22 protein-coding genes and 1 tRNA gene are annotated in these 24,559 nt (G+C 65.5%); 6 read left to right on the top strand and 17 right to left on the bottom strand.

Annotated features, from left to right (window positions below):
• The first annotated feature begins 34 nt into the window (after positions 1-34).
• Positions 35-586, top strand: coding sequence for a cupin domain-containing protein (locus HALZIN_RS0104795; protein ID WP_031383106.1), 552 nt, complete (start codon positions 35-37; stop codon positions 584-586).
• A gap of 164 nt (positions 587-750) precedes the next feature.
• On the opposite strand, the gene HALZIN_RS0104790 is transcribed toward HALZIN_RS0104795, so the two are convergent.
• Positions 751-2,250, bottom strand: a complete 1,500-nt coding sequence (locus tag HALZIN_RS0104790; RefSeq protein ID WP_031383105.1) for an aldehyde dehydrogenase — start codon at positions 2,248-2,250, stop codon at positions 751-753.
• The gene (locus HALZIN_RS0104785) at positions 2,247-3,653 is read right to left on the bottom strand and encodes an aspartate aminotransferase family protein (protein ID WP_035575166.1); all 1,407 of its coding nucleotides are present in this window, start codon (positions 3,651-3,653) and stop codon (positions 2,247-2,249) included. Before HALZIN_RS0104785 ends, HALZIN_RS0104790 begins: the two co-directional genes overlap by 4 nt.
• A gap of 266 nt (positions 3,654-3,919) precedes the next feature.
• Here HALZIN_RS0104785 and HALZIN_RS0104780 point away from each other — a divergent pair, with 266 nt between their 5' ends.
• Positions 3,920-5,299, top strand: coding sequence for a glutamine synthetase family protein (locus HALZIN_RS0104780; RefSeq protein WP_031383103.1), 1,380 nt, complete (start codon positions 3,920-3,922; stop codon positions 5,297-5,299).
• Between the two features lie 60 nt (positions 5,300-5,359).
• Here the strand turns inward: HALZIN_RS0104780 and HALZIN_RS0104775 are convergent, their stop codons facing one another.
• From HALZIN_RS0104775 to hemA, 14 genes are all read right to left on the bottom strand, one after another.
• A complete protein-coding gene (locus HALZIN_RS0104775; protein WP_031383102.1) occupies positions 5,360-5,914 on the bottom strand; it encodes a glycine zipper 2TM domain-containing protein in 555 nt (184 codons plus the stop codon).
• A 239-nt stretch (positions 5,915-6,153) separates the two neighbouring features.
• On the bottom strand, positions 6,154-7,443 hold the full coding sequence (locus HALZIN_RS0104770) for an NAD(P)/FAD-dependent oxidoreductase (RefSeq protein WP_031383101.1): 1,290 nt from the start codon (positions 7,441-7,443) through the stop codon (positions 6,154-6,156).
• A gap of 131 nt (positions 7,444-7,574) precedes the next feature.
• Entirely contained in the window at positions 7,575-8,939 is a 1,365-nt protein-coding gene (locus HALZIN_RS0104765; protein WP_031383100.1) for a glutamine synthetase family protein, read from the bottom strand.
• A 120-nt stretch (positions 8,940-9,059) separates the two neighbouring features.
• Positions 9,060-10,124 (bottom strand): ABC transporter substrate-binding protein, encoded by a 1,065-nt coding sequence (locus HALZIN_RS0104760; RefSeq protein WP_031383099.1) that lies wholly within the window; start codon positions 10,122-10,124, stop codon positions 9,060-9,062.
• 38 nt (positions 10,125-10,162) lie between these two features.
• A complete protein-coding gene (locus tag HALZIN_RS0104755; protein ID WP_031383098.1) occupies positions 10,163-10,960 on the bottom strand; it encodes an ABC transporter permease in 798 nt (265 codons plus the stop codon).
• A complete protein-coding gene (locus HALZIN_RS0104750) occupies positions 10,957-11,874 on the bottom strand; it encodes an ABC transporter permease (protein WP_031383097.1) in 918 nt (305 codons plus the stop codon). The genes HALZIN_RS0104755 and HALZIN_RS0104750 overlap by 4 nt, the downstream gene beginning before the upstream one ends.
• 10 nt (positions 11,875-11,884) lie before the next feature.
• Positions 11,885-13,021 (bottom strand): ABC transporter ATP-binding protein, encoded by a 1,137-nt coding sequence (locus tag HALZIN_RS0104745; RefSeq protein ID WP_031383096.1) that lies wholly within the window; start codon positions 13,019-13,021, stop codon positions 11,885-11,887.
• An 83-nt stretch (positions 13,022-13,104) separates the two neighbouring features.
• Positions 13,105-14,397 (bottom strand): NAD(P)/FAD-dependent oxidoreductase, encoded by a 1,293-nt coding sequence (locus tag HALZIN_RS0104740; protein ID WP_031383095.1) that lies wholly within the window; start codon positions 14,395-14,397, stop codon positions 13,105-13,107.
• 141 nt (positions 14,398-14,538) lie between these two features.
• Positions 14,539-15,477 (bottom strand): LysR family transcriptional regulator, encoded by a 939-nt coding sequence (locus HALZIN_RS0104735; RefSeq protein ID WP_051907382.1) that lies wholly within the window; start codon positions 15,475-15,477, stop codon positions 14,539-14,541.
• Positions 15,478-15,481: 4 nt separating this feature from the next.
• Entirely contained in the window at positions 15,482-16,258 is a 777-nt protein-coding gene (locus tag HALZIN_RS0104730; RefSeq protein WP_031383093.1) for a HesA/MoeB/ThiF family protein, read from the bottom strand.
• A 66-nt stretch (positions 16,259-16,324) separates the two neighbouring features.
• Complete coding sequence (locus HALZIN_RS0104725) at positions 16,325-16,828, bottom strand: Lrp/AsnC ligand binding domain-containing protein (RefSeq protein ID WP_031383092.1); 504 nt, start codon at positions 16,826-16,828, stop codon at positions 16,325-16,327.
• Positions 16,829-17,017: 189 nt separating this feature from the next.
• Positions 17,018-17,857, bottom strand: a complete 840-nt coding sequence (gene prmC, locus HALZIN_RS0104720; RefSeq protein WP_031383091.1) for a peptide chain release factor N(5)-glutamine methyltransferase — start codon at positions 17,855-17,857, stop codon at positions 17,018-17,020.
• Entirely contained in the window at positions 17,857-18,942 is a 1,086-nt protein-coding gene (prfA, locus tag HALZIN_RS0104715) for a peptide chain release factor 1 (protein WP_031383090.1), read from the bottom strand. Before prfA ends, prmC begins: the two co-directional genes overlap by 1 nt.
• 8 nt (positions 18,943-18,950) lie before the next feature.
• The gene (hemA, locus tag HALZIN_RS0104710; RefSeq protein ID WP_031383089.1) at positions 18,951-20,225 is read right to left on the bottom strand and encodes a glutamyl-tRNA reductase; all 1,275 of its coding nucleotides are present in this window, start codon (positions 20,223-20,225) and stop codon (positions 18,951-18,953) included.
• 292 nt (positions 20,226-20,517) lie between these two features.
• Between hemA and miaB the strand changes: the two genes are divergently transcribed.
• Entirely contained in the window at positions 20,518-21,867 is a 1,350-nt protein-coding gene (gene miaB / locus HALZIN_RS0104705) for a tRNA (N6-isopentenyl adenosine(37)-C2)-methylthiotransferase MiaB (RefSeq protein ID WP_031383088.1), read from the top strand.
• 447 nt (positions 21,868-22,314) lie between these two features.
• On the opposite strand, the gene HALZIN_RS17815 is transcribed toward miaB, so the two are convergent.
• Positions 22,315-22,393, bottom strand: a tRNA-OTHER gene (locus HALZIN_RS17815).
• On the opposite strand from HALZIN_RS17815, the gene HALZIN_RS0104700 reads away from it, so the two are divergent.
• From HALZIN_RS0104700 to HALZIN_RS0104690, 3 genes are read left to right on the top strand one after another with little or no spacing between them, the layout of a single operon-like run.
• Positions 22,355-23,104, top strand: coding sequence for a PhoH family protein (locus HALZIN_RS0104700; protein WP_150113149.1), 750 nt, complete (start codon positions 22,355-22,357; stop codon positions 23,102-23,104). The two genes, HALZIN_RS17815 and HALZIN_RS0104700, sit on opposite strands and share 39 nt — an antisense overlap.
• Positions 23,101-23,634: an rRNA maturation RNase YbeY gene (gene ybeY / locus HALZIN_RS0104695; protein WP_031383086.1), complete on the top strand. Its 534-nt coding sequence runs from the start codon at positions 23,101-23,103 to the stop codon at positions 23,632-23,634. Before HALZIN_RS0104700 ends, ybeY begins: the two co-directional genes overlap by 4 nt.
• The gene (locus tag HALZIN_RS0104690) at positions 23,631-24,515 is read left to right on the top strand and encodes an HlyC/CorC family transporter (RefSeq protein WP_031383085.1); all 885 of its coding nucleotides are present in this window, start codon (positions 23,631-23,633) and stop codon (positions 24,513-24,515) included. Before ybeY ends, HALZIN_RS0104690 begins: the two co-directional genes overlap by 4 nt.
• The last annotated feature ends 44 nt before the right edge of the window (positions 24,516-24,559 follow it).

The following is a 24,559-nucleotide window of genomic DNA, read 5'->3' as shown; positions in this document are numbered from 1 at the left end:
GCGATCGCACAAGGCGCACAAGGAACCCCTCGCGATGTCAGACGATGTCGGCCCACGCCTGCGCTCGCTGCGCACCCTGCGCGGTATCTCCCAGCGCGAGCTGGCCAAGCGCTGCGGCGTCACCCACTCGAGCCTGTCGCTGATCGAACAGGGCAAGGTCAGCCCCTCGGTCAGCTCGTTGAAGAAGATCCTCGACGCCATCCCGATCAGCGTCGGCGATTTCTTCACCCTCGACCTGGAAAGCCGTGATCAGGTCTTCTATTCGGCCGACGAACTCACCGACATCGGCAGCGGCGAGGTGATCTACAAGCTGGTCGGCGCCAATCATCAGACCCGCGGCCTGTCGTTCATGATCGAGACCTACCCGGCGGGCGCCGACACCGGCCGCGAGATGATCACCCACCGCGGCGAGGAAGCCGGCGTGGTGCTCGAAGGCGAAATCGAGATCACCATCGGTATCGACACCCGGGTACTGGGCCCCGGCGAGGCCTATTACTTCAATACCCAGTTGCCCCACCGCTTCCGCAATCCCGGCTCGACGCCCTGCCGGCTGGTCAGTTGCTGCACCCCGGCGCGCACCTTCTAGACTTCGTCTGAAAAGTCGACGAGCGATGGCCAGGCAAGGCAAAAATGGGCGAAAAGGCGGAGTTTACGGGTTGTAAATGAGTACTTTGAGCCTATTTTTAACGCCGCATGGTCGAGCGCAGGCACTTTTCGGACAAAGCCTCGGCGCGCCAGGACCGCCCGGCGTCAGGTCGCCAGCGACATCCACACCGTCTTGAGCTCGGAATACTCCGCCAGGCTGTGGTGCGACTTGTCGCGCCCGTTGCCGGACTGCTTGACGCCGCCGAACGGTACCGTCATGTCACCGCCGGCCCAGTTGTTGACGAACACCTGGCCGGAATGCAGCCGCCGCGAGACCCGCATGATGCGATCGATGTCCTGGCTCCACAGCCCGGCGGCCAGCCCGTACTCGCTGTCGTTGGCCAGCGCCACGGCCTGCTCCTCGCTGTCGAAGCCGAACACCGCCAGCACCGGGCCGAACACCTCCTCGCGGCCGATGGCCATCTGCGGAGTGACGTTGTCGAAGACGGTCGGCGCGACGAACAGCCCGCCGGCGACCGGGCTCACCGCCTGGCCGCCGGTGCGCAGGTTCGCGCCCTCGGCCACGCCCTGGCGGATGTAATCGAGGATGCGCGCGTGCTGGGTCGCGTCGACGATGGCGCCCATGAAGCTCGCCGGGTCGAGCGGATCGCCGGGCTGCATGGTCTCGGCATGCGCCAGCACGCGCTCGACGAACGCCTCGCGAATCGAGTTCTCGACCAGCAGCCGCGAACCGGCGATGCACACCTCGCCCTGGTTGTGGAAGATCGCCTCGGCGGCATGACGGGCCACGGCATCGAGATCCCGGCAGTCGGCGAACACCAGGTTGGGGCTCTTGCCGCCGCATTCGAGATACACACGCTTGAGATTCGACTGGCCGGCGTACTGCATCAATTGCTTGCCGACCCCGGTGGAACCGGTGAACGACAGGCAGTCGACGTCCATCGACAGTGCCAACGCCTTGCCGGCGGTATGGCCGAACCCCGGCAGCACCTGGAACACACCCGCCGGCAGACCGGCTTCCTGGGCCAGCCGGGCGAGACGCAGCGCGGACAGCGGCGACTTCTCGGAAGGCTTGAGGATCACGCTGTTGCCGGCGGCCAATGCCGGACCGATCTTCCAGGCGGTCATCATCAACGGAAAATTCCACGGCACGATCGAGCCGACCACCCCGAGCGGCTCGCGCAGCACCAGGCCCAGGCTCTCCTCGCCGGTGGGCGCGACCTCGCCATACAGCTTGTCGATGGTCTCGGCGTTGTAGCGGATGCAGCCGATCGCCCCGGCCATGTCGCCCAGCGAGCTGCCGATCGGCTTGCCCATGTCCAGGGTGTCGAGCAATGCCAGCTCGTTGATGTGCATTTCCATCAGCGCGGCCAGGCGCAGCATGGCCTGCTTGCGCGCCCCCGGGGCCAGCCGCGACCAGTCGCCACGATTGAAGGCCGCGCGGGCATGGCCCACCGCGGCCTCGACATCGGCGGCATCGCAGCTGGCGACCCGGGCCAGTCGCTGGCCGGTGGCCGGGTTGATCGCTTCGAAGGTTTCGCCGCTGGCGGCCTCGACGAAGGCGTCGCCGATATAGGCGCGGGTCTCGAAGCTCAGCTCGCCGGCGAGACGCTGCCAGTCGGCGTGGGTCAAGTTGGCGCTCATGTTCTTGTCTCCCTTACAGTCGTATTGGTATTCAGGCGACGCGCGGTTTCGTCCAGGGCGCGACGCGCCAGCGCGACCAGCTCGTCGATCTGTTCATGGCGGATGACCAGCGGCGGCGAGATGATCATGGTATCGCCTACCGAGCGCATCACCAGACCGTTCTGGAAGCACAGGTCGCGACACAGGTTGCCCGCCGCAAGCGTTCTGGCAAAGCGCTCGCCGCTGGCCTTGTCGGCAACCAGCTCCAGCGCGCCGATCAACCCCAGGCTGCGCGCTTCGCCGACGATCGAATGCTCGCCCAGTTCGGCCCAGCGTCGGGCCAGGTAGGGGCCCAATTCGTCCCGCACCCGCGCGACGACGTTCTCCGCTTCCATCAGCTCGAGATTCCTCAGCGCCACCGCGGCGCAGGCCGGATGGCCGGAGTAGGTGAAGCCATGGAAGAACTCGCCGCCCTCGTCGATCAGCGTCTCGGCGACGCGGTCGCCAACCAGCCCCCCGCCGATCGGCAGGTAGCCCGACGACAACCCCTTGGCGATCGACATCAGGTCGGGCTCGAGTCCGTAGTATTGACTGCCGAACCATTCGCCCAGCCGGCCAAAGCCGCAGATCACCTCGTCCGCCACCAGCAGAATGTCGTACTTGGCCAGCACCGCCTTGACCGCCGGCCAGTAGCTTTGCGGTGGAATGATCGCACCGCCCGCGCCCTGCACCGGTTCGGCAATGAACGCCGCCACGTTGTCCTCGCCCAGCGCCTGGATGCGCTGCTCGAGGACCTGGGCGCAGGCCCGCCCGAACGCCGCCGGCGACTGGTCGCGCCCTTGGCTGAAGCGCCCCTCTCCAAACCAATAGGGTTGCCGGATGTGTTCGATGCCCGGCACGCACGGGCCGCCCTGGCCGTGCATCGGCGCCATGCCCCCCAGGCTCATGCCGGCCACGGTGGAGCCGTGGTAGGCATTCTCGCGGGCGATGACGATATGCTTCTCGGGCTTGCCCTTGAGCGCCCAGTAGCGGCGCACCATGCGCAGCACGGTGTCGTTGGCCTCGGAGCCGGAGCCGGTGAAGAACACCCGGTTGATGTGGGCCGGCGCCAGCCGGCAAAGCTGCTCGGCAAGACGCACCGCCGGCGGATGCGTGGTCTTGAAGAAATTGTTGTAGTACGGCAGTTCGCGTAACTGGGCCGTGGCGGCGTCGACCAGCTCATCGCGTCCATAGCCCAGGTTGACGCACCACAATCCGGCCATGCCGTCGAGGATACGATTGCCCTCGCTGTCATGGATGTAGACACCCTCGGCATGGGTGACGATGCGGCTGCCTTCTTCGCCCAGCGCCTTGAAGTCGGTGAAAGGATGCAGGTGATGCGCGCGATCCAGCGCCTGCAGTTCGCGTGTACTCGGGCTTATCATGGGCTTCTCCTGGTGAGCTCCTTTGATAGTCAGCGCGGCTCGCGTGTTATGTTTTAATCAACATAATGCCATTGAAAACGATTGCCAAGGCACCCGGGCTTTTTTAATCATTACTGAAAAACCCCCATTAAAAGGCAAAAACCCGTTAGCAGAGGAGGCGTGAGCACTTCCTGGCGCGGAAAAGGCGTAAAAAATTTGACAACACCCGTGCCCGACGGAAAGATGAGCATCATGGACAACAACCATCAGCACAAAGGTATCGCCTCATGACGTCCGCATCCGCCCAGGCCGAAGCCCGGAGCTTTCTCGAATATCACCCGGACATCGAAAGCTTCGATCTGCTGATCAGCGACCTGAATGGCGTTCTGCGTGGCAAACGCATCCCACGCGACAACCTGATCAAGGCGTATCGTAACGGCATCAACCTGCCTGCCTCGTTGTTCGCGCTGGATATCAACGGCAATACCATCGAGGAAACCGGGTTGGGGCTTTCCAGCGGCGACAGCGACCGGGTCTGCCGTCCGATTGCCGGCTCGCTGCACCCGACCCCCTGGCTGCGCGAAGGCCGCCAGGCGCAACTGCTGATGACCATGGAAGAGATCGACGGCAGCCCGTTCTTCGCCGACCCTCGTCAGGTACTGAGGCACGTTCTCGAGCGCTTTACGGCCCGCGGATTGACGCCGGTGGTGGCAATGGAACTGGAATTCTACCTGGTCGACCGGCGCCGCGACGACCTGGGCCTGGCCCAGCCGCCGCGTTCGCCCGGCACCGGCGAGCGGGCCACCCAGAGCCAGCTCTATTCGATCAACGAACTCGACGAATATGCCGATTTCCTCGAGGAAATCCAGCAGGCCGCCGCCGAGCAGGCGCTGCCGCTGGACACCGCACTCAAGGAATGCGCACCGGGCCAGTTCGAGATCAACCTGATCCACTGCAACGACGCCCTGCGTGCCGGCGACAGCGCCGTGCTGCTCAAGCGGCTGATCAAGGGCGTGGCGCTCAACCACGGCTTCGAGGCCACGTTCATGGCCAAGCCCTACGGCGACGAGGCCGGCAGCGGCGCCCATGTACACATCAGCCTGCTCGACGAGACCGGCAACAATGTCTTCGCCAGTACCGACGAGGATCCACTCGGCACCCCGGCACTGCGCCAAGCGATCGCCGGAGTGCTCGAACTGATGCCGGCGTCGATGGCGATCTTCGCCCCCAACCTGAATTCCTATCGTCGCTTTCAGGCCGGCCTGTACGTGCCCATGGCCCCCTCCTGGGGCTACGACAACCGCTCGGTGGCGGTGCGCATCCCTTCGGGGCACAACGCCGCGCGACGCATCGAGCATCGGGTCGCCGGCGCCGACGCCAACCCTTACCTGCTGCTGGCGACGCTACTCGCCTCGGTCCTGCATGGCCTGAGCAACGAGCTCATGGCGCCGCCGCCGATCGAGGGCAACGCCTACGAACAACTCGAACCGACGCTGACCAACAGCTGGCAACGCGCGCTCGACCTGTTCGCCGAGAACGACGTGCTGGCCGAAATCCTGGGCCGCGACTTCCATCACGTGTTTCTCGCCAACCGGCTCGCCGAACGCGCCGAGACGATGCGTACCGTCAGTACTCTGGAATACGACTGGTATCTGCGCCACGTCTGAGCCCCGACAGAACGAGGCCCCGCCATTGGCAGGGCCTCGTTCATTCAGCGCGATGGGGCGCTACGATCCGGAGCTGGTATCGGCAGGCCATTGCGCTCGACCGTCGACCAGCGGCACCCGATCCCCTTCGGGCGCCTGATCGAGACGCGCGGTACGGGTCTCTCCATCGACACGATATTCAACATCGTAGCCGATCAGTTTCTCGCGACTATCGGCAACCGTACGACAACGCTGCTCGGTGGTGGTGTAGGTTTCGCCCTGCTGCATGCGTTGCTGCACCTCGCGACCGGCCAGACCACCGGCCACCGCCCCCGCCGCGGTGGCGATCTTCTTGCCGCTGCCGCCTCCGACCTGATTGCCCAGCACGCCACCGACGATCGCGCCGACCGCGGTGCCGGCGATGCGGTTGGGATCCTTGGCCGGACGCTGGCGCGTCACCGCCACGTCTTCGCAGACCTCGCGAGGCGTCTCGACGGTTTCGGTGACCCGATCGACCTGGGTGATCCGGGCGAATTGCGGTTCGGACTGGGCCTCGTTCATCTGATAGGTGCCAAACGCCAGCCCGCCCAATCCAAGCACGGCCAGCGTGCCGCCTACGACGATCGACTTGTTCATAGTCGCCTCCTTTCTCTTTGCTGCATCCGCATGATGCCATTGTCGGCGACCGCGAGCCCGCCTCCTGGCGAGCCTGGGCCGCTATCCGATGAGCGACGCTCTGCACAGGCGATGTATACGGGAGTTCGGCGGCTTCCGATTGCACCCGTCGGGTTCAAGCGATGAGAGAGGGTTACAGTTTATGACAAAATGTAAGAAAAGTCAGTTTTCGAACGATGTTTCCATTCCGACAGTCTCCCTTAGATACCCAGCGCGTCGCGCATGCGATAGTACCAGGCACCCAGCGTGGTCAGCGGCACGCTCAGCGCGCGGCCACCGGGGAACGGCAATTGCGGCACGCCGGCAAAGGCATCGAAGCGCTCGCTGTGGCCGGCCATGACCTCGGCGATCAGGCGTCCGGCAAGATGCGAGCAGGTCACGCCATGCCCGGAATAACCCTGGGCATAATAGACGTTGCTGTTGATCCGCCCGAACTGCGGCAGGCGGTTGAGCGTCAGCAGGAAGGTCCCGCTCCAGGCGTAATCGACCTTTACGCCCTTGAGCTGGGGGAAGGTGGTTTCCAGCTTGGGGCGGATCGCCCCCTCGATGCTCGCCGGGTCCTGACCGCCGTAACTGACCCCGCCGCCGTAGATCAGCCGCCGATCGGCGGACAGCCGGTAATAGTCGAGCAGGTAATTGCAATCTTCCACCGCACGGTCGCTGGGCAGAATCGCCTCGGCCTGGACGGCGTCGAGCGGCGCGGTGGTGACGATCTGGGTGCTGGCGGGCATCGATTTGCCCTCCATCTGCGGCAGCAAGCCTTTCATGTAGGCGTTGCCGGCCAGCACCACCCGCTCGGCGACGACCATCCCCTGAGGGGTATGCAAGCGCACCGGCTCGCCATGCTCGATACGATCCACCGGCGTCTGCTCGTGGATCGTCCCACCCAGCGACTCCAGCGCCGCGGCCTGGCCCAGCACCAGATTGAGCGGATGCAGATGACCGCCCGAATGGTCGAGCAGCGCGCCGACATAACGCTCGCTGCCAATGTCCTGTCGATAGGCCTGGCCCTCGAGCAGCTCGAGTCGCTCATGGCCGTAGCGCTCCCACAGGGCCTTGTGCTCGATCAGCGCCTTCATCTGCTTGGCGTTGCACGCCGCGAACAGATTGCCGTCCTTGAGATCGCAGGCGATGTCGTAGCGGGCGATGCGCTCGCGGATGATCCAATTGCCCTCGAAGGCCATGTCGCCCAGCGCCCGCGCTGTCTGCTCGCCGTAGCGCGCCTCGATGACGTCCATGTCGCGGCTGTAGCTGTTGACGAGCTGTCCGCCGTTACGCCCCGAGGCGCCGAAACCGACCCGCGCCGCCTCGAGCACCACCACCTGCTGGCCTTGCTCGGCCAGGTGCAGGGCGGCGGAAATACCGGTGAAGCCGGCCCCGACCACGCAGACGTCGCACCGAGTTTCGCCCTGCAGGGCCGGGCGTGTCGGGCTGGGGTTGGCCGATGCGGCATAGTAGGACGCTACATGGGGGGTATCGGTCGTTTGCATGAAAATCTCCAACCAACGAAACGGGGTCGCTTCTAAGCGAAGGCAGGGAGACTGCTAATGACTGCGTGCTATACCACTCAATCGATACGCCTTCATGCCGCCCCTCGCCTTTCGCTCAGTGATCCAGCGGGTCAGACCCGCAACAGCAGATGCTCGCGTTCCCAGGAACTGATCACGCCGAAGTAGGCCGCATGCTCGGCGCGCTTGACCGCCAGGTAGCTGTTGACGAAGCGTTCGCCGAGCAGGTCGGCCAACGGCTTGCATTCGCGCAGCGCGGCCAGCGCCGGGCCGATGTCGTCGGGCAACTTGCTGCCCGACGACCACGCCGAACCGACCATCGGCGGGCGCGGATCGAGTTGGCTGAGCATGCCCAGGTAGCCGCAGGCCAGCGAAGCGGCGATCGCCAGATACGGATTGCAGTCGGCGCCGCCCAGACGGTTCTCGACCCGGGTCGCCACGGCGTCGCCCACCGGCACGCGCAAGCCCACGGTACGGTTGTCGAAACCCCATTCGGTATTGACCGGCGCCGAGCCGCTGGTTTCGGTGCGTACCAGGCGCCGGTAGGAATTGACGTTGGGCGCGAAGAACGGCATCGCCGCCGGCAGGTAGGCCTGCAGCCCGCCGAGGAAGTGATGAAACAGCCGGCTGGGCTCGCCATCGTCGCCGGCGAACAGATTGTCGCCGAACTTGATGTCGAGCAGGCTCTGGTGCACGTGCATCGAGCTGCCCGGCTCGTGAGCCATCGGCTTGGCCATAAAGGTGGCGTACATGCCGTGGCGCAGCGCCACTTCGCGCAACGTGCGCTTGAAGATCACCACCTGGTCGGCGAGCTTGAGCGGATCGCCGTGCTGGAAGTTGACCTCCATCTGGCCGGCGCCCTCTTCGTGAATCAGGGTGTCCAGGTCCAGGTCCATCGCTTCGCAGTAGTCGTACATCTCCTCGAACAGCGGATCGAACTCGTTGACCGCGTCGATCGAGAACGACTGTCGGCTGCTTTCCTGGCGGCCGCTGCGGCCAACCGGCGGCTCCAGCGGATAATCGGAGTCGGTGTTGGTCTTGACCAGGTAGAACTCCACCTCGGGCGCCACCACCGGGCGCCAGCCGCGCGACTCGTAGAGTGCCAGCACGCGCTTGAGCACGCTGCGCGGCGACAGCTCGACCGGTTCGCCGGTCAGGTAGAAGCAGTCGTGGATGATCTGCGCGGTGGGATCGTCGGCCCATGGCACCAGGTAGACGGCGCCGGGGTCGGGAACCAGCTGCATGTCGCGCTCGGCGGGGTTCCAGAAGCGGATATCCTCGTCGTCGGGATAACCGCCGGTCACCGTCTGGATGAAGATCGAATCGGGCAGCCGCGGCCGGCCGCCGTTGAGATACTTGCCGGCGGGCATGATCTTGCCCTTGAGGATGCCGGTCAGATCGCTGACCAGGCATTCCACTTCGGTGATGCCATGAGCATGAAACCATTCACTGAGTTCATGGCCGCTACGCTCGCTCATAAAGATTCCTTGATCGGCCGGGGGCAGGCCCGATGCTGCTGCGAAGGCCGGGGTGCGGCACCGGAGCGGCATCGGGCGTTCACGTGCTCGTGCGGCGGCGGGTCGCCCCGCCGCGAACGATCAGCGCGACTGCACCTCGGTCCACAGTTGGTTGAACATCTGTAGCTTGTCGCCCTGCAGGCTGGGCGTGAAAGAGAGCCGCTCGAGATCCGCATCGCTGGGCGTGACCGGCGGCTTTGTCAACACCGCGTCGAGATACGGCTTGGCCGCCGCGTTGGGGCTCGAGTAGTAGTTGTAGTTCGACAGCTGGGCGCCGATCTCGGGATCGAGAATGAAATTGATGAACTTGTAGGCCAGCTCCGGATTGGGCGCGCCGGATGGAATCATCATCGAGTCGACCCAGATCTCGGTGCCTTCGTCGGGAATCATGAACTCGATGTTGGCGAAGGACTCGGGGTTCTCTTCCCGGTAATAGAGATAATCGCCGTTGTACGACAGCGAGACGTGGGTGACGCCGCGCGCCAGCTGCTGCAGCGCCGGCGTGCCATCGACGAAGCCGCTGAAGTTGCCGCGCTGCTTGGTGTCGAGCAGCAGCTTGGCGGCCTCCTTCCAGGCCTCGGAATCGGTGCAGGCATAGCCGTAGCCCAGGTAGGCGCAGGCGGCGCCCATGCTCACCTGGCCGTCGCCCATCAGGCCGAACGGCCGGCCGGGATTGACCTCGGGATCGAACAGCAACGACCAGCTCTTGGGGGCGTCGGGGAAGGTCTCGGTGTTGTAGACGATACCCGTGACGCCGTACTGGTAGGCGGCGGTGTAGTCGCTATCGGGGTCGTAATCGGTATTCTTGAACTGGTCCATGATGTTGTCGAAGTTGGGGATCTTCGACTTGTCGAGCTTCTGGACCAGGCCGGTCTCGATCAGCCGCGGCACATAGTAGTTGGACGGTACGATGATGTCGTACTGCGAGGCCCCGCCGGTGTTGAGCTTGGCGAACATCTCGGGCAGCGAATTGAAGTAGTTCTGGACCACTTCGACATCGTACTTGTCCTCGAACGCCTGGATGATCGCCGGGTCCATGTACGCGGTCCAGTTGAACAGGTACAGCTTGCCCTCTTCGGCCTGCGCTGCGCCGGCCAGCAACAGCCCGCCCAGCGCGGTGACGACGCGTGTGGTGATTGTTTTCATGGTGTCGTTCTCCTAGTTCCCAGGTTTGGCAGTCGCACCTAGCGGCGCCCCTGACGATTGAACAGCAGACTCAAGACCGCCGCCAGTGCCACCGCGCCGATCATCAGCGTCGCTATGGCATTGATTTCCGGCGACACGCCCTTCTTGATGGCGCCCCAGATATAGATCGGCAGCGTCGCGCTCTCGGGTCCGGCGGTGAAGAAGCTGATCACGAAGTCGTCGATCGACAGCGTGAACGACAGGAAGAACGCCGAGATCAGCGCCGGCTTGACGGTCGGCAGCAGAAAGTGCAACGCGCGCTTGAACGGCGAGGCGTACAGATCCTTGGCGGCCTCGAACAGGCTCGGATCGAGGCCCACGAACCGCGAATAGACGATCAGCGCGACGAACGGGATCTGGAAGGTCACGTGGGCGATGATCATCGTCCCCAGCCCCGGTTCGAGCAGCCCGGTCAGACGGTTGAACTGGACGAAGAAGGCCATCTCCGAAATGCCGAAGACGATGTCCGGCAACACGATCGGCAGGTAGATCAGCACGATCAGCCAGCCCAGCTTGCGATGACGGTGGCGATACATGCCATAACCGATCAGACAACCGATCATCAGTGCGACGATCGACGACACGATGGCCAGTATCAGGCTGTTGTAGAATGCCGAGATGATCTGATCGTTGCCCAGCAGACGGTGATACCAGCGCAGCGAGAAGCCCGAGAAATTGGCGGCGCTGTTGGTCGAGTTGAACGAGAACAGCACGACGATCGCCAGCGGCAGATAGAGAAAGACCAGGGTCAGCCACCAGAAACCCGCCAGACCGCGGTTGAGGGTGCGCTTTCTCATATCACCACCTCCTCGCCGCCACCCAGGCGCTTGCCGATCCGGCGCATGGCGAACAACCCGACGAAGGTCGCCAGCAGCATCAGCAGCGCCCCCGCCGCGCCCAGCGGCCAGTTGGAGCCGCCGGCGAACTGATTGGCGACCAGGTTGCCGAGCATCATGCCCTTGCCGCCGCCGAGCAGCTCGGGAATCACGTACATGCCGAAGGCGGGAATCGCCACCAGCACCGTGCCCGCCAGCAGCCCGGGTAGCGTCTGTGGAAACACCGCGTGCCAGAAGGCCCGCACCGGCGCGGCGTAGAGATCCTGGGCGGCCTGCACCTGGGCGACATCGAGTTTCTCGAAGGCCGCATACAGTGGCAGCACCATGAACGGCAGGAAGTTGTAGACCAGCCCCAGCGTCACCGCGAAATTGGAGGGATAAAGGCCCATGTAGTCGCCGATCAGGCCCAGCGCCTGGGCGGCATCGGAGAGCGGCGTGCCCGGGGCCAGCAGGTTCATCCAGCCGAAGGCGCGAATCACCTGGTTGGTCCACGACGGGACCACCACCGCCAGCAGCATCAGCGGACGCAGGCTCGTGCGACAGGTGGTGATGTAATAGGCGATCGGGTAGGCAACCAGGACCACCAGGCCCGTCGACACCAGGGTCTGCCACAGCGAACGCAGCAGCGTATATAAATTGCCCGGACTCCAGCCGAGAAAGCCGAAGCCGGCCAACTGCTTGAAGGCATCCAGCGACAGCGGCAACTCGGGAAGCCCGTAGGCGCCGTTGGTCATGAAGGCCACCGCCATCAGGTACAGACTGGGCAGCACCAGAAAGATCAATATCCATACGGCCCCGGGCATCACGCTGAACAGCAGATGGCGGGTCTCGCTGACCACCGCATGGCGACGTGTGACTTGTTGTATGTTGGCCATGCTGCTCTCCTCAGGACGCCACGCGCACCAGGTCCTCGGGGCACACGCTGATGATGACGCGATCGCCGACATCGTGCATGCGCTGGCCCAGATTGCTGGCCATCGCCATCAGCGGCTGACCGTTGACCTCGAGCCGGTATTCGATGCGACTGCCGCGATACAGGCGCTCGCGGACGACGCCCTCGAGACGGTTGTAACCCTCGGGAACCTCGCAGCCCAGTTCCAGCGTCTCGGGGCGGATCAGCAACCAGCCGTCCTGCTCGGCGCGCTGCTCGGCCGGCTCCAGGGTCAGCCGGCCGAGCTCGGTCTCGACCCAGTCGGCCTCGCTGCGGCTGATCGCGAACAGATTGTCATGGCCCATGAAGCGCGCCACGAAGGCATTGGCGGGATGCTCGTAGACGTCGCTGGGAGAGCCCACCTGCTGGATGATGCCGCTGTCCAGCACGGCGATACGATCCGACATCACCATCGCCTCGTCCTGATCGTGGGTGACGAACACGAAGGTCATGCCCAGGCGCTTCTGCAGACGCTGCAGTTCCACCTGCAACTGCCCGCGCAGGCCGGCATCGAGCGCCGACAGCGGCTCGTCGAGCAGCAATACGTCGGGTTCGCAGATCAGCGCCCGGGCCAGCGCGATACGCTGGCGCTGACCGCCGGAGAGCTGATCGACAGGGCGCTCGACCAACGAGCCGAGCTGAATGAATTCGGCGACTTCGGCAACCTTGCGGTCACGCTCGGCGGCCGGTTCGCCGCGCATGCGCAGGCCGAAGGCCAGGTTGTCGCGTACCGACAAGTGGGGAAACAGCGCATAGGACTGGAAGACGGTGTTGACGCTGCGCCGGTGCGGCGGGGTATCGGTGACGTCCTTGCCGCCGATCTTGAGGCGCCCGCCGTTGGGCTCCTCGAGCCCGGCGAGGATGCGCAGCAGGGTCGTCTTGCCGCAGCCCGAGGGCCCCAGCAAGGTGAAGAACTCGCCGGCCTCGATGGTCAGATCGACCCCGTCGAGGGCGACGGTGTCGCGGCCGAATCGCTTGTGCAACCCTTCGAGCTCGATGGACGAGGCCTCGCGGGGCCGCGACTGGACAGGCGCGTCAGCGACCGCCGCCTCTCGGGGACCGGCCTCGGCAGCCGGCATGGGATCACTCATCGCCACTCTCCCTATCGTTGACGGGTATAACGACTGTTGACGGCATGCCGGCGCGGCAGACGGCCTCGCCCCGGGCGCGTTCCTCACAGGCGATCCCGCAACTTGTAGAAACTCGTCGCCAGCACCAATAGCGGCGTACGCAGCCAGCGCCCGCCCGGGAATGGTCGGTGCGGCATGGCGGAAAACAGCTCGAAACGCTCGGCCTGGTCGGCGATGGCATCGCTCAGCAGCTGCCCGGCCAGCCCGGCCAGCGACATGCCGTGGCCTGAATAGCCCTGGGCGTAGAACAGGTTGCCGTCGAGGCGGCCGAAATCCGGGGCGCGGTTGAGCGTGATCGCCACGTCGCCGCCCCAGCGGTAGTCGATGCCAACGCCCTTCAGCGCCGGAAACAGCCGCGCGATCTTGGCATCCATGCGCGCCTGGAGATGGCGCGGTTCACGCCCGTCGTAGCTGACCTCGCCACCGTAGATCAGGCGGCGATCGGCCGACAGACGATAGTAGTCGAGCACGAAGTTGGCATCCGACAGCGCGTCGTTGTGGGGCAGCACCTGGGCGGCCTGCGCTTCGCTGAGCGGCTCGCTGGCGACGATATAGTTGGCGGCGCGCATGATGCGCCCGCCGAGCTCGGGCACCAGGCCACCCAGGTAGGCATTGGCGGCGATGACCACATAATCGGCGCTCACCCGGCCCTGGGCAGTGCTCACCCGGGCCGGCTCGCCACGTTCGATGGCCACGGCGGCGCTGTGTTCGTGGATGCTCACCCCGGCGCGCTGCGCGGCGCGCGCCAGTCCCAGCGTGTAGTTGAGCGGATGCAGGTGGCCGCCTTCGGCGTCGAACAGCGCCGCCGGGTAGGCGTCGGTGACGACCCGCTCGCGTAGCGCCTCGCCTTCGAGCAGGTGCAGCGACTCGTAGCCGTAGCGCTCGGCCATGGAAGCCTGGAAGTTGCGCAATTCACGAACATGACGGGGCTTGACGGCGGCGTGCAGATACCCCCAGTGCAAGTCGCAGGGGATCGCGTGGCGCTCGATGAGCGCGGCGGTCAGGCGCACCGATTCGCGGCTCATCTCCCAGATCGCCTTGGCGCGCTCGTGGCCCAGGGCCTTCTCGATCACGCCAATGTCGGTGCCCAGCCCGGGCAGGATCTGACCGCCGCTGCGCCCCGAGGCGCCATGACCGATCTCGCCGGCCTCGAGCAGCGCCACGCTATAGCCGCGTTCGGCCAGGTGCAGGGCCGCCGAGCAGCCGGTGATGCCGCCGCCCACCACGCAGACGTCGACACGCTGCTCGCCGGCCAGCGGCGGTGTCGGCGCGAGGGTCACCTGGGTACTGGCGGCGTAGTAGGACGCCGGGCGACGCAGGACGGCAGCTACATTCATACACACTTCCGAAAGCGTTGGTTCTCGTCGGGAGAACCCAAGTTATTGTTGAATTCTTTCACCATCGCAAATCGGCAATCGTGATAATGTCCACTTAGTCTGACACCAACACCGCGCTTATTGTCAAGTATTCGATAACACCTAGCCTGTTTCGCTATGCTCATCCGCCTCCCGGTCCTGTGCCGCCAAGGCCTCGAGAAACGCCTCCAGCACCCGGTGCGGTCGCCGTCCACGGCGGGTCACGGTGACGAAGTCGGTGGCGAAGCGTTCGCGCTCCGGCGCCAGCGCGCGCAAGCGCCCCGCCTCGATCCAGGGGCGTGCCAGGTGATCGGGCAGATAGCCGATGAAACATCCGGTGAGAATCAGGAATGCCGCACCTTCGCGATCCGATGCCGTCGCCTGGCCGTCCAGACGTTCGATGCGCTCGCGCGCCTCGCCGGGGAGCGGATAGCCCGGCACCACCGCCGGCTGACGGGCCAGGCAGGTTTCGTTCAACTGCGCTTCGTCCACGCCGAACAATGGATGCGCGTCAGCGCAATAAAGAAGCGATCGCTCGCTGTACAGCGGACGCACCTCGAGGCTGGCAAGGCGGTTGACGTCGGGTACCACACCCAGCTGCAAGCGGCCATCGAGTACCGCTCGGGCGATCTCGTCCGGCGGCGTCATGTGGATATTGAGGCGCACGTCCGGTCCGCGCGCCTTGAGATCGGCCAGCGCGTGGGTGATGCGCATGCGCGGCAGGCTGACCAGGTTGTCGGTGATGCCGATGCTGAATTCGCCGCGCAGCGTCTGATGCAGGCCGTTGACCTCGGTGCGAAAGGTCTCCAGCGAGGCCAGCAGGGTCAGCGCCGCCTGGTAGACCTCGCGCCCCTCCTCGGTGAGCGCGAAGCCGCCTCGCCCGCGCTGACACAAGCGCAGCCCCAGACGTTTTTCGAGATCGGCCATGTGCACGCTGATCGCCGAGCGGCCAATGCCCAGCGACACCTCGGCGGCGGTAAAACCACCGCTTTCGGCCACCGCCTTGAAGATCCGCAGCAGGCGAATGTCGAAATCGCTGACCTGACCGAGCGGCCCTTCCATCGGCCTACCTCGCCGCGCGGGCGGATACGCCGCAGACCGGGCAGTCCGGGTCGCGGGGCACGTTGAAGCGGCGCCACTCGCCGTCCAGGCCGTCGAAGGTCGAGAGGCCGCGGTGGGGCCTGCCCGCGCCGCTCAACAGCTTGATCGCCTCGAGCGCCTGAAAGCAGCCGATCAGCCCGACCAGCGGGCCGATCACGCCATTCTCGGCGCAACGCAATTCGTCATCGCCGTCGTCGTCGTCGTCGGCCGCGGGCGGGTAGAGGCAGGCATAGCAGGGACTTTGCGGGTCGCGCGGATCGAACACCGCCAACTGACCGGAAAAGCGGATCGCCGCTCCCGAGACCAACGGACGCCCGACCTCGACGCAGGCACGATTGATCGCGTAGCGGCTGGCGAAGCGATCAGTACAGTCGAGCACCACGTCGGCCGCCGCCACTGCCGTGGCGAGCGTCTCGCCGTCGAGATGCGCGGTCAGTGGAACAATCTCGCAGTCGCTGTTGAGGGCACTTGCCGCCGCGGCCGCGGACTCGGCCTTGTTGCGCCCCAGGTCAGCCTGACGGTGGGCGATCTGGCGCTGCAGGTTGCTGATCTCGATGACATCGGCATCGGCGATGCTCAACCGGCCCACCCCGGCCGCCGCCAGATAAAGCGCGACCGGCGAGCCCAGTCCGCCGGCGCCGATCACCAGCGCATGGCCGTCGAGCAGGCGCTGCTGGCCCTCGATGTCCAGCGCAGCGAGCATGATATGCCGGCTATAGCGCAACAGCGCCTCATCGTTCATCACCACTCCCGGGTTCGCAGTACGAATTGATGGTTACCGCCATGGCCGGAATCGTCGCTGGCCGGACTACTTGTTGGCGTCGAGCTCGTCGAGCTCGGGAACGTGCAGGGAAAACTCCTCCTTGACCTCCTCCATGACCACATAGCTCTTGGATTCCTTGACCCCGGGCAGCGTCAGCACCACGTCGCCGAGCAGTTGGCGGTAGGCGGACATCTCGGGAATCCGGCACTTGAGGATATAGTCGAACTGGCCCGATACCAGGTGACACTCCTGGATCTGCGGCAACTTGGCGACGGCCCGACGGAATTCGTCGAATACTGCCGGCGACTGGGTTTCCAGGCAGATTTCGACGAACACCAGCAGATTCGCCTTGAGCGCTTGCGGATCGAGAATCGCCCGGTAGCCGCGAATGATGCCCGCCCTTTCCAGCCGCTTGACGCGCTCCAGGCAGGGCGTTGTCGACAGTCCCACCTGGGCGGCCAGATCGACATAGGAGATGCGCGCGTTTTCCTGCAGGCTGCGCAGGATCTTGAGATCGATACGGTCCAGCGAGCGTGTCTTGGCTTTCATTGTAAGAATGTTCCCTACTGCACGATAGCAGGATGATCACCTACGTTGACCGCGTCTTGGCGCAGCAAGTGATGGTCTTATCGCGAAATGCCACAAGCAAACAGCAATATCTGCCAATGCGGCATGACGGCTCGATAGTCTTATCACATCGGCCCGAAGGATAACCAGCGGGCATATTCCACGCTGCGTTCAGTCGTCGCGCCGACCCAGCGAAACCCGCGGCCGGCCGGCCAGGTCGAGGCGGGTCGCGACCGCCCCATAGCCTGCCTGATTCAGCGCCTCGCGCACCGCTTCGCCCTGCGCCATGCCATGCTCGAGCAGCAGCCAGCCCTCGGTCTCCAGGTAATGGCGCGCGGCGCCGATCAGATAGTGCAGGTCGGCCAGGCCCTCGCCCCCGGCCACCAGCGCCGAGCGCGGCTCGAAGCGTACGTCGCCGAGCGCGAGGTGCGGGTCGTCTTCTGCCAGATAGGGCGGATTGGCGACGATCAGTTCAAAGCGCTGGTCGGTGAGCGCGGCAAACCAGTCGCTGACCTGGAAGTCGGCATTGGCGATGCCCAGGCGGCGCGCATTGGCGCTGGCCAGCGTTACGGCCTCAATGATCCTGTCGACGCCGGTGACCCGCCAGGCGGGTCGTTCGCTGGCCAGCGCCAGGGCGATCGCCCCGCTGCCGGTGCCCAGGTCGAGCACCCGCTGCGCCGTCGCCGGCCTCAGCGCCAGCGCCGTTTCGACCAGGCATTCGGTGTCCGGCCGCGGGATCAGCGTCGCTGCGTGCGTGGCAAGCGCCAGCCCCCAGAATTCGCGCTCGCCGGTCAGGTAGGCCACCGGTTCGCCGACGACCCGTGCGGCGATCAGCGCGGCAAAGCGGGCCCGCAGAAAACCCTCGACACCGTGATCGTTCCAGGTGTAGAGCCAGCTGCGCTCGCGGCCCAGCACATGGCCCAGCAGCACCTCGGCATCGAGTCGTGGGGTCGGCGAGCCGGCGGCGGCCAGACGCGCGGTGGCCTCGACCAGCAACCGATCGATGCGCATCAGGCGTCCTGCAAGGCCGCCAGCCGCTCGGCCTGGTATTCGTTGATCAGCGGCGCGATGACCTCGTCGAGTTCGCCGCCCATCACTTCGCCGAGCTTGTAGAGCGTGAGGTTGACGCGATGGTCGGTGATCCGGCCCTGGGGGAAGTTGTAGGTGCGGATGCGCTCGCTGCGATCGCCGGAACCGACCAGCGACTTGCGCGTATCGGCCTGCTGCTGACGCTGGCTGTCGACGGCGTTCTGCTTGAGCCGGGCGGCCAGCAGCGACATCGCCTTGGCGCGGTTCTTGTGCTGGCTGCGCTCCTCCTGGCACTCGACGACCACGCCGCTCGGCAGGTGGGTGATGCGGATCGCCGAATCGGTAGTATTGACGTGCTGGCCGCCGGCGCCGCTGGAACGGAAGGTATCGACACGCAGATCGTTAGGGTTGATGTCGATGTCGCCGACCGCGTCGGCCTCGGGCATCACCGCCACCGTGCATGCCGAGGTATGAATGCGCCCCTGGGACTCGGTGGCGGGAACGCGCTGGACGCGATGCGCGCCGGATTCGAACTTGAGCCGCGCGTAGACGCCGTCGCCCTTGATCCGCGCGATGATCTCCTTGTAGCCGCCCTGCTCGCCGTGGCTGGCGCTGATCACCTCGACATTCCAGCGGTGCTTCTCGGCATAGCGCGAGTACATGCGAAACAGGTCGCCGGCGAACAGCGCCGCCTCGTCGCCGCCGGTACCGGCGCGCACCTCGAGGAACACGTTGCGCGCATCGTCGGGGTCCCTGGGCACCAGCAGCACCTTGAGTCGCGTCTCGAGCTCGGCGAGCCGCTCGCGACCGGCGTAGAGCTCCTCGTTGGCGAGTTCGCGCATCTCGGCATCGGCGTCGCCGGTGAGCTGCTCGGCGGCCTCGACGTCGCTCTCGGTGGCACGGAATTCGCGCCACGCCTCGATGAGTTCATCGAGTTCCGCGTATTCCCGCGAGTAGTCGCGAAAGCGCGCCTGATCGGCGATGACGTCCGGCTCGGCGAGCAGCGCGGCGAGTTCGTCGAAGCGTTCGTGAAGGCTTTCAAGACGCTGGCGCAAAGACGCTTTCATGCAGTGTCCTATTCCGGATCCTGGGCAGGCGCGGCCGGGTCGAGCAGCAGGCTCTCGGCCGCCTGGATGACATCGTGTCGTTCGGCGCCCGACGCCTCGCGCAGGCGCAGCGTCGGGCCATGCATCAGCTTGTTGGTCAATTGCTGGCTGAATCGGCGCAGTACCTTCTCGGGGTCCTCGCCACGCGCCAGCTGCGCCAGTGCCTGGGCCTCGGCGCCCTGGCGCAGCGCCTCGCCCTGTTCGCGATAGCGCTTGATCAGCTCGCCGGCGCCGCGCACCCGGCGCTCGTGCTGCCAGTGGCTGACGCCCTGGCTGATCAGCTCCTCGGCCTGGTCGGCGGCGACCTGCCGATGGCGCCGGTTCTCCTCGATCACCTCCTGGAGGTTGTCGACGGTGTACAGGAACACGTCGTCGAGTTCGCCGACCTGCGGCTCGATGTCCCGCGGCACGGCGATGTCGACCATGAAGATCGGCCGATGGCGACGCACCTTCAGGGCCCGCTCGACCATGCCCTTGCCGATGATCGGCAACGGCGCCGCGGTCGAGGTAATGACGATGTCGGCTCGCTCCAGCGCCTGAGGGATCTCGCCGAGGGTGATCGCCTGGCCGCCGAACTCGCCGGTTAGTTGCGCGGCGCGTTCACGGGTGCGGTTGGCGACGATCAGCTCTCTGATGCCCGCTTCGTGCAGGTGCCGGGCGACCAGCTCGATGGTGTCGCCGGCGCCGACCAGCAGCGCCCGGGAACGCGTCAGGTCGTCGAAGATGCATGTCGCCAGGCTGACCGCCGCGTAAGCCACCGAGACCGGATTCTCGCCGATGCCGGTCTCGGTGCGCACTTGCTTGGCGACCGCGAAGGCGTGCTGGAACAGCCGCTCCAGCTCGCCGCCCAGCCCCTGATGCTGGCGCGCCTGCTGGTAGGCGCCCTTGATCTGGCCGAGAATCTGCGGCTCGCCGAGCACCATCGAGTCCAGCCCCGAGGCCACGCGCATCAGATGCCGCGCCGCCGACGCATCCAGATAGTGATAGGCACAGCGCATCAGTTCCTCGACCGGCAGGTCGTGGAAGCGACCCAGCCAATCGATGACCGCCTGCTCGCCCTGCGCCTCGGTGACGCAGTAGAGCTCGGTACGATTGCAGGTCGACAGCACTGCGGCCTCGCTCACCGCCGGCAGCCCCTTGAGCGCGACCAGCGCCGCTTCCAGTTGACCGGGGGTAAAGGCGACCCGCTCACGCACCGCAACATCGGCGGTCTTGTGGTTGATTCCCAGGGCGAGAAGCGTCATTGCAATGAGCCGTTGGATCCTGCGCAATAGTCGAAAACATGGGTCGCAACGCGGCCAGCGTGCGACCTCAGGCGCGCCCGCCGCCAGGCCGGTGCCGAGCGTATTCGGGCGGCTTAGTCTACCACATGGCCGCCCGCGTAGGCATGCGCGCCTTTGCCTTCACAAGGCCAAGGCTGGTCAAGCCGGGGGCCGGGTACGTATAATTTGCTCGATCTGTCGCAGGCGACCCTTCGGTCACGCCTTCACTCCCTCGACTCACGGACAAAGCGGGCGCCAGGCGCCGACGCATTCTATGGCGAAGAAACTCTTCATCAAGACCCACGGCTGCCAGATGAACGAGTACGACTCCGCACGCATGGCGGATCTGCTCGGCGAATCGCATCAGATGGAGCTGACCGACGACGAACGCGATGCCGACGTCATCCTGCTCAACACCTGCTCGATTCGCGAGAAGGCGCAGGAGAAGGTCTTCCATCAGCTCGGCCGCTGGAAGAAGCTCAAGGAGCGCAATCCCGAGCTGGTGATCGGCGTCGGCGGCTGCGTGGCCAGCCAGGAAGGCGAGAACCTGCGCAAGCGCGCGCCCCACGTCGACATGGTGTTCGGTCCCCAGACGCTGCATCGCATTCCCTCGATGCTCGAGGCGCGCGGCAAGAATGCCGAGCCGATCTCGGTGGTCGATGTCACCTTCCCCGAGATCGAGAAGTTCGACCATCTGCCCAAGCCCAGCGCCGACGGCGCGACCGCCTTCGTGTCGGTGATGGAAGGCTGCTCGAAGTACTGCACGTTCTGCGTGGTGCCCTATACCCGCGGCGAGGAGGTCTCGCGGCCGTTTGCCGCGGTGATGGAAGAAGTCGTCCACCTCGCCGACCAGGGGGTGCGCGAGATCAACCTGCTGGGCCAGAACGTCAACGCCTACCGCGGCGAAGACGAGACCGGCGAGGAGATCGACCTGGCCGAGCTGATCGCCTGCGTCGCCGCCGTCGAGGGCATCGACCGCATTCGCTTCACCACCTCGCATCCGGTGGAATTCTCCGACAGTCTGATCGAGGCCTATGGCGAGATCCCCGAACTGGTCAGCCACCTGCACCTGCCGGTACAGGCAGGGTCCGACAGGATCCTGGCGGCGATGAAGCGCGGTCACGGCGTCGAGGAATACGTCGCCAAGCTCGAGCGCATTCGCGCGCTGCGTCCCGACATCAGCTTCTCCTCGGACTTCATCATCGGCTTCCCGGGCGAGACCGAGGCCGACTTCGAGGCCACCATGGACCTGATCCAGCGGATCGGTTTCGACGTCTCGTTCAGCTTCGTCTACTCCGCACGCCCCGGCACGCCGGCCGCGGCGCTCGAGGACGACACGCCCGAGGCGGTCAAGAAACAGCGCCTGGCGATCCTCCAGGAGCGCATCAACCAGAACGCCATGCAGATCAGCCGGCGCATGGTCGGCTCGACCCAGCGCATTCTGGTCACCGGCTTCTCGCCCCGCGACCCCGGCAAGCTCACCGGACGCACCGAGAACAACCGGGTGGTCAACTTCAGCGCCGACGACCCCACCGCAACGATCGGCACCTTCGTCGACGTCGAGATCACCGAAGCGCTGCCCAATTCGCTGCGCGCCACGCTGGTCTCGCCGGTCCGTCACTGACCGCGCCCCGCTTGCAAAGTCCGCTTGCAGAGACAGTCGACTGCATTTGTTTGCCCCGGGCTCGCCCGGGGCACTAAGCTGACTGCATGTTCCCAGATACCCTATTTCCCAGACACCCTATGGAAGCCTGTTCTTGAGTCAACAAAGTTCTCCGGCCAATCGCGTCCTCACCCTGACCCTCGAGCCCAATGATCCCATGCGGCTGGCCAAGCTCTGCGGGCAGCGGGATGAACATCTCAAACTGATCGAATCGCGCCTCGGCGTGACCCTGCGCAACCGCGGCAACACCTTCCAGCTGGCCGGCCCCGGGCCGCACGTCAAGGCGGCGGCCAATGTAGTCGAGCATATTTACCGCGAGACCGAATCCGGCGACCTGGATCCCGATACCGTGCATCTGTTTCTGCAGGAATCCGGCATCGAGGCGCTCGAGGAAGAAGAAGGCACGAGCGGCGACGGCGAGGTGATCATTCGCGCCCCGCGCGCCGTCATCAAGCCGCGCGGTCTGAACCAGCAGAACTACGTCGCCAGCATCCGCAAGCACGACATCAATTTCGGCATCGGCCCGGCGGGCACCGGCAAGACCTACCTGGCCGTCGCCGCCGCCGTCGAGGCGCTCAACCAGCAGCAGGTGCGGCGCATCCTGCTGGTGCGCCCGGCGGTCGAGGCCGGCGAGAAGCTGGGCTTTCTGCCCGGCGACCTGGCCCAGAAGATCGATCCCTATCTGCGCCCGCTCTACGACGCGCTCTACGAGATGATCGGCTTCGAACAGGTGGCCAAGCTGATCGAGCGCCAGGTGATCGAGATCGCCCCGCTTGCCTACATGCGCGGGCGCACGCTGAACAATGCCTTCATCATTCTCGACGAGAGCCAGAACACCACCCGCGAACAGATGAAGATGTTCCTGACTCGCATCGGCTTCGGCTCCACCGCGGTGATCACCGGCGACATCACCCAGGTCGACCTGCCGCGCGGCCAGCAGTCCGGACTGATCCAGGTGCTCGACGTGCTCAAGGACACGCCGGGGATCGGCGTCACCCACTTCGCCGCCAAGGACGTGGTCCGTCATCCGCTGGTGCAGCGGATCATCGAGGCCTACGACTACTTCGAGGCCGAGCAGGAAGCCGATGACCGCGCCCGCCGCGAGGCCCGCGAGGCGGCCCGCCGGGAGAGACAGGCCGCCGAGACAGGGGCGTTTGAATCGCGCGGCGCGGCCTCCTCGGGCGAGAACGCCTCATGAACGACGCCCCCGGGCCGCTGATCGACCTGCAGCTGGCCATCGAGAGAGGCGATGAGCTGCCCGGTGTCGAGGCGCTGAGTCGTTGGGTCGCGGCGACCCTTGCCGCGCATGCGCGCGTCACCGGGCAATCCGGCGCCGCGGCGCCGGAGCTGACCATCCGCCTGGTCGACGACGCCGAGAGCCAGGCGCTCAATCGCGACTATCGCGGCAAGAACCGGCCCACCAATGTGCTTTCCTTTCCTTTCGAGGCGCCCCCCGGAATTGACCTGCCGCTGCTCGGCGACCTGGTGATCAGCCATCCGGTCATGCGTCGCGAAGCCCGCCAGCAGCACAAGCCACTGGCCGATCACTACGCCCATTTGGTGATCCACGGCACCTTGCATTTATTGGGTTACGACCATATAGATGAGGCTGAAGCCGAGATCATGGAAGCCATCGAGCGTGCCGTTCTCGATGGCTTCGGCATTCCCGATCCCTACGCGCTTGCCGATGACGAGCGTGACAGCGAGGACACGAGACCCGACGCATGAGCGAAGACCGATCGAGCAGCCAGGGCGGCAAGTCCTGGCTCGAGAAGTTGTTCACTGCCTTTTCCAGCGATTCCGACGAACCCAATTCACGCGACGAGTTGCTGGTCTTTTTGCGCGAGGCCGCCGCCAAGCTGCGCCTGGACCCGGACGCGCTGACGATCATCGAGGGCGCCTTCCAGATCAGCGATCAGCAGACCCGCGAGGTGATGATCCCGCGTTCGCAGGTTACCGCCATCGGCATCGACCAGCCCCCCGAAGACTACCTGCCGGTGATCTTCGAAACCGGCCACTCGCGCTATCCGGTGATCGGCGAGAATCTCGACGAGGTACTCGGCATCCTGCTGGTCAAGGACCTGCTGCCGTTGCTGCAGGTCAACGACGGCAAGCGTGACCGCATCGCCCTGCGCGAAGTGATTCGCCCGGCGATGTTCATCCCCGAGTCCAAGCGCCTCAACAGCCTGCTCAAGGAGTTCCGCGACACCCACAACCACATGGCGGTGGTGGTCGACGAGTATGGCGGCACGGCGGGCATCGTGACCATCGAGGACATCCTCGAGCAGATCGTCGGCGACATCGAAGACGAGCACGACACCGACGAGGAAGACGACATCCGCGACATGGGCGACGGCAGCTTCGCGATTCGCGCCTTGACCCCCATCGACGATTTCAACGAGCGCTTCGATACCGCGTTCTCCGACGACGAGTTCGATACCGTCGGCGGCCTGGTGATGCAGCGCTTCGGCTACCTGCCGCGGCGCGGCGAGCAGGCCCATCTCGGCGAGTGGCGTTTCACCGTACTGGGCGCCGACAACCGGCGCATCCGCCTGCTGCAGGTCGAGCAGGTCGCCGAAGGCGCGAGCGACGACGGGCACGACGGCTAGGATCAGCCCGACCCGGCCGATCGCGGCAGTTTCGTTTTGCACAA

This window comes from Halomonas zincidurans B6 (assembly GCF_000731955.1).
Lineage (GTDB): Bacteria > Pseudomonadota > Gammaproteobacteria > Pseudomonadales > Halomonadaceae > Modicisalibacter > Modicisalibacter zincidurans.
The sequence above is the reverse complement of the archived record's forward strand: the minus strand, read 5'-3'. Positions and strand labels throughout refer to the sequence as shown.

Excerpts from the sequence above, each read along its gene's own strand:
- prmC (WP_031383091.1), bottom strand. The coding sequence starts at position 17,857 with ATGCGCATCGATCGGTTGCTGGTCGAGGCCACCGCGCGTCTGGCCGCC.
- HALZIN_RS0104775 (WP_031383102.1), bottom strand. The coding sequence starts at position 5,914 with ATGAACAAGTCGATCGTCGTAGGCGGCACGCTGGCCGTGCTTGGATTG.
- HALZIN_RS0104690 (WP_031383085.1), top strand. The coding sequence starts at position 23,631 with ATGAGCGAAGACCGATCGAGCAGCCAGGGCGGCAAGTCCTGGCTCGAG.
- HALZIN_RS0104795 (WP_031383106.1), top strand. The coding sequence starts at position 35 with ATGTCAGACGATGTCGGCCCACGCCTGCGCTCGCTGCGCACCCTGCGC.
- hemA (WP_031383089.1), bottom strand. The coding sequence starts at position 20,225 with ATGACGCTTCTCGCCCTGGGAATCAACCACAAGACCGCCGATGTTGCG.
- HALZIN_RS0104780 (WP_031383103.1), top strand. The coding sequence starts at position 3,920 with ATGACGTCCGCATCCGCCCAGGCCGAAGCCCGGAGCTTTCTCGAATAT.
- HALZIN_RS0104740 (WP_031383095.1), bottom strand. The coding sequence starts at position 14,397 with ATGAATGTAGCTGCCGTCCTGCGTCGCCCGGCGTCCTACTACGCCGCC.
- HALZIN_RS0104785 (WP_035575166.1), bottom strand. The coding sequence starts at position 3,653 with ATGATAAGCCCGAGTACACGCGAACTGCAGGCGCTGGATCGCGCGCAT.
- HALZIN_RS0104770 (WP_031383101.1), bottom strand. The coding sequence starts at position 7,443 with ATGCAAACGACCGATACCCCCCATGTAGCGTCCTACTATGCCGCATCG.
- HALZIN_RS0104725 (WP_031383092.1), bottom strand. The coding sequence starts at position 16,828 with ATGAAAGCCAAGACACGCTCGCTGGACCGTATCGATCTCAAGATCCTG.
- HALZIN_RS0104730 (WP_031383093.1), bottom strand. The coding sequence starts at position 16,258 with ATGAACGATGAGGCGCTGTTGCGCTATAGCCGGCATATCATGCTCGCT.
- prfA (WP_031383090.1), bottom strand. The coding sequence starts at position 18,942 with ATGAAAGCGTCTTTGCGCCAGCGTCTTGAAAGCCTTCACGAACGCTTC.
- HALZIN_RS0104755 (WP_031383098.1), bottom strand. The coding sequence starts at position 10,960 with ATGAGAAAGCGCACCCTCAACCGCGGTCTGGCGGGTTTCTGGTGGCTG.
- ybeY (WP_031383086.1), top strand. The coding sequence starts at position 23,101 with ATGAACGACGCCCCCGGGCCGCTGATCGACCTGCAGCTGGCCATCGAG.
- HALZIN_RS0104760 (WP_031383099.1), bottom strand. The coding sequence starts at position 10,124 with ATGAAAACAATCACCACACGCGTCGTCACCGCGCTGGGCGGGCTGTTG.
- HALZIN_RS0104745 (WP_031383096.1), bottom strand. The coding sequence starts at position 13,021 with ATGAGTGATCCCATGCCGGCTGCCGAGGCCGGTCCCCGAGAGGCGGCG.
- HALZIN_RS0104735 (WP_051907382.1), bottom strand. The coding sequence starts at position 15,477 with ATGGAAGGGCCGCTCGGTCAGGTCAGCGATTTCGACATTCGCCTGCTG.
- HALZIN_RS0104765 (WP_031383100.1), bottom strand. The coding sequence starts at position 8,939 with ATGAGCGAGCGTAGCGGCCATGAACTCAGTGAATGGTTTCATGCTCAT.
- HALZIN_RS0104750 (WP_031383097.1), bottom strand. The coding sequence starts at position 11,874 with ATGGCCAACATACAACAAGTCACACGTCGCCATGCGGTGGTCAGCGAG.
- miaB (WP_031383088.1), top strand. The coding sequence starts at position 20,518 with ATGGCGAAGAAACTCTTCATCAAGACCCACGGCTGCCAGATGAACGAG.
- HALZIN_RS0104790 (WP_031383105.1), bottom strand. The coding sequence starts at position 2,250 with ATGAGCGCCAACTTGACCCACGCCGACTGGCAGCGTCTCGCCGGCGAG.